This is a genomic window from Nocardia farcinica (genome assembly GCF_029867845.1).
GTDB lineage: Bacteria > Actinomycetota > Actinomycetes > Mycobacteriales > Mycobacteriaceae > Nocardia > Nocardia farcinica_A.
In genome coordinates this window covers 1-1707 of sequence record NZ_JARWRU010001246.1, presented here as the reverse complement: position 1 = coordinate 1707, position 1707 = coordinate 1, and the positions used below count along the sequence as shown (strand labels likewise).

The following is a 1707-nucleotide window of genomic DNA, read 5'->3' as shown; positions in this document are numbered from 1 at the left end:
CCCCACCCGCCGCGGCCGAGGCGCTGCCCAGGTGGAGCACGACGCGACCTCGGTCGCCCGGGTCCACCCGGCACAGCACCGTGTCGCCGGGGAGCATGCGCGGCAGGTCCGCACGCGGCACCGGCTGGCGCACGACGGTGTCGTAGGGCAGCTCACCGTCCAGGCGCACCCTGACCTGCCATAGCCGTTCGCCATCGTCGCCGCCGGTTCGCCGCGGGCCGATCCGGCGCGTCGGCGGCTTGGGCAGCGGCCACCCGCGGCGCCCGCGCACCGGACGCACCCCCACCACCAGCGCGGTGCCGGGAAGGCCGCGCAGCAGCAGTTCGCGCCGCGCCTCGGCCGTCAGCGCGGCCGGGCGGCCGCGCGGGGGGCGCCCCCCGCACGGCCGCCAGAGGGAGTTCGCTGCCGCCTTGGCCCTGGGCGGTTCGTTAGTGCGCGCGCGGGCCGTGCGACACCGGTCACACGCTCGTGGCGGGCTCGGCGCTCCCCTGGCGCGCCGAGGCCCACCCGCTGTGATCGGGCAGGTAGGACACGCTTTACCCTGGTGGCCATGACCTCTGCGTTCCCCACCATCCCCGACGACCTCAAGCCCGCCGACGGACGCTTCGGCTGCGGCCCTTCCAAGGTTCGCCCGGAGCAGCTCGAGTCCCTCGTGCGGGTGGGCGCCTCGGTGTTCGGAACCTCGCACCGGCAGAAGCCGGTCAAGGACGTGGTCGCCCGCGTGCGCTCCGGGCTGCGCGAGCTGTTCTCGCTGCCCGACGGTTACGAAGTGGTGCTCGGCAACGGCGGCACCACCGCCTTCTGGGACGCGGCCGCCTTCGGCCTGATCCGGGAGCGCTCGCTGCACCTGACCAACGGCGAGTTCTCCAGCAAGTTCGCCGCGGTCGCCAAGGGCAACCCGTTCATCGGTGATCCCATCGTCGTGTCCTCCGAGCCGGGCAGCGCGCCCGAGCCGGTCGCCGATCCCGCCGCCGATCTCATCGGCTGGGCCCACAACGAGACCTCCACCGGCGTGTCCATCCCGGTGCAGCGCCCCGCGGGCTCGGAGCACGCCCTGATCGCCATCGACGCCACCTCCGGCGCGGGCGGCCTCCCGGTGAACATCACCGACGCCGACGTGTACTACTTCGCGCCGCAGAAGTGCTTCGCCGCCGACGGCGGTCTGTGGATCGCGCTGATGAGCCCCGCCGCGCTCGAGCGTGTCGAGGAGATCAAGTCGAGCGGCCGCTGGACCCCGGAGTTCCTGTCGCTGCCCGTCGCCATCGACAACAGCACCAAGGACCAGACCTACAACACCCCGGCGCTGGCCACCCTGCTGCTGTTCGCCGACCAGATCGAGTGGCTCAACGGCAACGGCGGCCTGGACTGGGCGGTCAAGCGCACCGCCGATTCCTCCTCGCGCCTGTACAGCTGGGCCGAGGCCAGCGAGTACGCCACCCCGTACGTGACCGATCCGGCGCATCGCTCGCAGGTCGTCGGCACCATCGACTTCGCCGAGGGCGTCGACGCCGCCCAGGTGGCGAAGATCCTGCGCGCCAACGGCATCGTCGACACCGAGCCCTACCGCAAGCTGGGCCGCAACCAGCTGCGCATCGGCATGTTCCCGGCCATCGACCCCGAGGACGTCTCGCAGCTGACCCGCGCCATCGACTGGGTGGTGGGGGGGCGCTGGACCCCCGCCGCCGCGGCCCCGGAGCGCGGGGGGAG

General features: G+C 73.4%; 1 protein-coding gene and 1 pseudogene. One reads left to right on the top strand and one right to left on the bottom strand.

Going from position 1 to position 1707, the window contains the following annotated elements; translation table 11 throughout:
- Positions 1–271, bottom strand: a pseudogene (locus QH283_RS27855) (hypothetical protein); the annotation flags it as partial.
- 279 nt (positions 272–550) lie between these two features.
- Here QH283_RS27855 and serC point away from each other — a divergent pair.
- Positions 551–1707 (top strand): phosphoserine transaminase (serC, locus tag QH283_RS27850; protein WP_280505896.1); only part of this gene is annotated, 1157 nt, incomplete at its 3' end.